The organism is Yeguia hominis, from assembly GCF_014384705.1.
In the GTDB taxonomy this organism is placed as follows: Bacteria; Bacillota; Clostridia; order Oscillospirales; family Acutalibacteraceae; genus Yeguia; species Yeguia hominis.
On the sequence record NZ_JACRSN010000041.1, the window covers coordinates 1 to 4,334 of the forward strand.

Below are 4,334 nucleotides of genomic sequence, written 5' to 3' on the forward strand. Positions count from 1 at the left end.
CTTGCGGCCATCGCGCGGGAACTGAATATCCGAAAAATGACCTGCGGCAAAATCAGAATTGCGGCAGGTCTTCCTCTTACTTGGGTCAGTGGTCAGCGGGACGAGTTCAGGGACTATCTCTTGCAGAACAAAGCCGTAGACTTCTCGTTCCGAAATGTCTCCTACCATGTGGAGATCGTAGGCGTGGATGTGTTCCCACAGGGCTTTGCGGCGGTGGCAGACCGGCTTTCAGATTTTCGGGGCGTAAACATGATCTGCGATATCGGAAACGGTACGATGAACATCATGTTCATCAATGACAAAAAGCCGGTTTCCGGGAATATGTTTACGGAGAAATATGGTACACACCAGTGCCTACTTGCTGTGCGGGAGAATGTCATGCGTGCGCATCACACCACCGTGGATGAGGCGATTATCAACCGGGTGTTTCGGTTCGGTACGGCAGACATCAAGGAGGATTATCTGAAAACCATTACTGACACGGCCACCGATTATGTGGAGGGCATTTTTCAGAGACTTCGTGAGCACGAGTATAATCCGGAGCTGATGAAGCTGTATGTTCTCGGCGGCGGCAGCTGCCTGATCCGCAATTTCGGCGTGTACGATGCGTCCCGTGTGACCATTAATGATGACATCTGCGCCACGGCGAAGGGGTATGAATATCTCGCAGAGCTGAATGCCCGCAAAGGCATTTCACGATGAGTTACAAGAGAATCAGTGTGCGTTTCAACATGGATGTAGATGCCGAGCGAAAAGCTTGGGAGATCATCCATGAAAAAGGAAGTGGGTTTGTCGGCAAAGAGGTTATCAGCGCAATCAATACTTCGAGAGAGCTTTTCGGTTTGGAAAAGATGATCAGAAAAGTCGTTTTTGGAGCCATTTTTTCTTGTCCAAACAATCGGTGGCTCCAAAATGGAGCCACTTTGGAATGGAGGTGAAAACGATATGGAAAACGAAAAGCGCGCATTGTCCTGGCGGGAGTTCGTGGAGTCTGGCTTTGACGGTCGTGAATATCAGTTCCCCGATTTTGAGGGGACTTTTGCAGCGACGATTGCCTGTAAACGCTGGGATAGGAACAAAAACCTGTTGGCATATCTTGATTTCGATGACGGAAGAAAGATCATGACATCAGCATGGAGCGAAAAAAACTATTTGGGTTTGGCTGATATTCCTCTTAATACCCGTGTAAGTGTTTCGTTCCAATTCTCTGCAAAGGGCGTTTCGTACCTCAGAAGTGTCGAAGTAATTTGAATCGTGGGGTTGGTGGCACTGTCTTAACAAGCAACGAATCTGTCCGTACAGATTCCGCTTGTCTGGGGCAATGCCCCTGAACCCCCAACGGAAAGGATGAGTGTTTTTGAGAAAAAGAAATTGCAGAGTGGAGGTCTGCTTCACAAAGGATGAGCTGTCCCTGCTCTCCAAAAAGGCAAAGAAAGCCGGTATGTCCATCGGCGGCTTTGTTCGCCACAGCGTTGCCGACAAGGAAATTAAGGAAGCACCGCCTGCTGATATTCCCCTGCTGCTTCGGGCCATGCGGCAGGCAGGGTACAATCTGGATCAGACCTTAAAGAGATTCAACACCACCAATGTGCCGGATATGCCCCAGTTCAGAAAGGACTTGGAGGGAATCAGAGCCGCCACGAAAATGGTATCTGATGCGTACACCTCCGATTATCAGTAATGGCGGTTACATCGATCTGGCCCATAAAAGGACGGGTGGACAAGGTCATCAATTACGCCCGCAATCCAGAGAAAACGCATGACAAGGAAAGACTCTCGGAGCTTCATGAAATCGAGGGCGTGGTGGAATATGCCGCCGACGAAATGAAAACCGAGAAAAGAGCCTATGTCACCTGCCTCCATCTCCACAGCGAGGAAACGGCGGCGCAGGAGTTCATGGAGACAAAGCGGCTGATGCATAATGAGGGCGGCAGGTCCTGCTATCACGGCTATCAGTCCTTTAAGGCAGATGAAGTGGACGCAGATACGGCACACAGCATTGGTGTCGCCCTTGCTAGAGAGTTATGGGGCGATCGCTTTCAGGTCGTAATCGCTACCCACTGCAACACCGGGCATTATCACAATCACTTTGTCATAAACTCCGTTTCCGATGTGGACGGCAAGAAGTTCTATAACTCACCGGCGGATTACAGACGGATGCGGGAGGTCTCCGACCGGCTGTGCCGGGAAGCGAAAATTTCCGTGATAGAGTATCCTGCCGACCGCAGAGCCAATTACGGAGAATGGCTGGCCGAGAAGAATGGCAAGCCCACCATGCGCAGCAGAATACGCGAGGATATTAACAGGGCGATCCTCGCCTCGACTACGGAGCGTGAGTTCCTGCGCGTCATGAAGGAAATGGGCTACGAAGTGATTACCCGGACGCCGAAGGGCTCGCCGAGGGTCCACCCCATTGTAAGGATCGTGGACGGCGGGAAGAACTTCCGCTTGGACAAGCTGGGTGAATACTACGAGCTGGATTCCATCAAGCAGCGGATTCAGAACAACTACCGCCGCAAGACGCCTTTCCCCGAGATTACAGAGGACACGAAAGCACCCTATTATCAATACAAGGAGAAAGCAAAGAAGGCCACCGGCCTTTACGCCCTGTACCTATATTACTGTTATGAGCTTCACATTATCGTGCATAAGCCGGCATCTGTAAAAAAGGTGTCGGCTTTTTTGCGTGAGGATGTGACGAAGCTCGACAGATACATTGCTCAGGCGGATTTCCTTGCCAAAACAGGAATCGAAACTGTGGAGGCCCTTGCCGGCTATAAGGCCGAAAAGGAAAAGCAGGCGGAATCTTTGATGCAACAGCGCACGGGACTGAAAAATGAATTGAAGCGGCACATAAGAAAAGAAGATTTCCAAAGTGCCGAAGCAACAAGAGCCCGGATCGCAGAGCTGACCGCAGAGCTGAAAGCCTACCGAAAGGAAATTACGCTGTGCACCGACATCGCTGACAGGTCGGAACAGGTTCGTAAGAATCTTGAGCAAATCGAGCAGCAGAAAATCGAACGAAAGGAGAGAACGGAAAATGAGTTACTCGTCAGGAGAAGCAGCCGAGCAGGTCGTGAGGATGACACTCAACGGCGTTGAGGTGGCTGCAAAAATCAGTGGGAAAGCCGCTGAGCGTTTGGCAGTGTTGCTTTATGCGGTGCTGAAGGACCAGAAAAAGACGCGCGGGAAAACACGACTCAACAGTATGCTCCGCAGCGGAAAGGAACTCAAGGTCTTTGCCATTGGTGACAGAGACCTGGAAAAGTTCTGCCGTGAAGCGAAGAAATACGGCATCCTGTATTGCGTTTTGAAGGACAAAACGGCGAACGACGGCCACACCGATGTGTTTGTCCGCGCAGAGGACGCCAGCAAGATCAACCGCATTTTTGACCGCTTTGGCATTGCTACCGCAGACATCGGCTCGGCGCGTACTGAAATCGTCAAGGCAAAGGAGGAACAGAAGAACGCGGACATTCCTGTTCCCGACCGCAGCACCACGGAAAAGGACAAGGAGGAAGCCTTCCTGGATGCGCTTCTTGCCCCTGCGCCCAATAAGGAGGAGGCGCAAATGCAAAACCCCACGCAAGGCCCGGCTGCGAAATCCCGTCCGTCCGAGCCTACATCAAATCAGCGCGAGAAAACCGTCAGGGGTATCTCTGATCCTACGGAACGCTCCCGCCCATCTGTCCGGCAGGAAATGAAGAAGATCCGGGAGGAGCAGAGACAGAGGACGAGCTCCGCGCAGAAAAGCAAGGATGAACCCAACAGAACCTCTGAGCACAGGCCTGTGCCGAAAAAGGAAAAAGACAAGGAGAGATGATCATGGCAAACTATGATGATATTTTCAATGCCTCCTCGCAGAAGGGTACGGAGGATAAGAGCTTCGTTTCCTTCAACAAGGAGGAGTGGGCCGCACAGAAAAAGCAGGAGCGTGAGAGCGCTTTTGCCATGATTGATGAGACTGCACAGCGCATGGCAAATGACGGCAGCCTCTTCCAATCCTATCTGGATGTGCAGGCGCGTTTTGACCGCTACTCTGTGGGCAATGCGGTTCTGATTACCGCCCAGAAAGTCGACGCCACCCAGCTTTCGGATTTTAAGGGCTGGAAGAATAACGGCGTGTTCATCAAAAAGGGCGAAAGCGGAATCGTATTGCTGGAGCCCGGCGAGGAGTACACCAAGGAGGACGGCACCGTGGGTGTCAGCTACAATTCCAAGAAGGTGTTCGACATTTCCCAGACGACCGCAAAGGCCAAGGACCGCCCCGCAATGAAGCGGGACGAGCGGCTGCTTCTGAAAGCCATCATCCACAATGCACCTTGCCCCATCGA

7 protein-coding genes are annotated in these 4,334 nt (G+C 51.8%); all 7 read left to right on the top strand.

What is annotated here, in order from left to right:
• On the top strand, nt 1–702 hold a 702-nt coding region (locus IAG03_RS13820), incomplete at its 5' end, for a ParM/StbA family protein (protein ID WP_249320692.1).
• On the top strand, nt 699–938 hold the full coding sequence (locus IAG03_RS13825; RefSeq protein ID WP_249320694.1) for a hypothetical protein: 240 nt from the start codon (nt 699–701) through the stop codon (nt 936–938). The genes IAG03_RS13820 and IAG03_RS13825, both read left to right, overlap by 4 nt.
• Nucleotides 939–945: 7 nt before the next feature.
• The gene (locus tag IAG03_RS13830; RefSeq protein WP_249320696.1) at nt 946–1,251 is read left to right on the top strand and encodes a hypothetical protein; all 306 of its coding nucleotides are present in this window, start codon (nt 946–948) and stop codon (nt 1,249–1,251) included.
• Between the two features lie 106 nt (nt 1,252–1,357).
• Nucleotides 1,358–1,681, top strand: a complete 324-nt coding sequence (locus tag IAG03_RS13835; protein ID WP_249320697.1) for a plasmid mobilization protein — start codon at nt 1,358–1,360, stop codon at nt 1,679–1,681.
• Complete coding sequence (locus tag IAG03_RS13840; protein ID WP_249320698.1) at nt 1,681–3,102, top strand: relaxase/mobilization nuclease domain-containing protein; 1,422 nt, start codon at nt 1,681–1,683, stop codon at nt 3,100–3,102. The genes IAG03_RS13835 and IAG03_RS13840 overlap by 1 nt, the downstream gene beginning before the upstream one ends.
• Complete coding sequence (locus IAG03_RS13845; protein ID WP_249320700.1) at nt 3,041–3,823, top strand: PcfB family protein; 783 nt, start codon at nt 3,041–3,043, stop codon at nt 3,821–3,823. The genes IAG03_RS13840 and IAG03_RS13845 overlap by 62 nt, the downstream gene beginning before the upstream one ends.
• Before the next feature lie 2 nt (nt 3,824–3,825).
• Nucleotides 3,826–4,334: ArdC-like ssDNA-binding domain-containing protein (locus IAG03_RS13850; RefSeq protein ID WP_488169041.1), on the top strand; the 509-nt coding region annotated here is incomplete at its 3' end.

Coding starts and splice junctions, on each gene's coding strand:
- IAG03_RS13845 (WP_249320700.1), top strand. CDS start 3,041: ATGAGTTACTCGTCAGGAGAAGCAGCCGAGCAGGTCGTGAGGATGACA.
- IAG03_RS13840 (WP_249320698.1), top strand. CDS start 1,681: ATGGCGGTTACATCGATCTGGCCCATAAAAGGACGGGTGGACAAGGTC.
- IAG03_RS13825 (WP_249320694.1), top strand. CDS start 699: ATGAGTTACAAGAGAATCAGTGTGCGTTTCAACATGGATGTAGATGCC.
- IAG03_RS13830 (WP_249320696.1), top strand. CDS start 946: ATGGAAAACGAAAAGCGCGCATTGTCCTGGCGGGAGTTCGTGGAGTCT.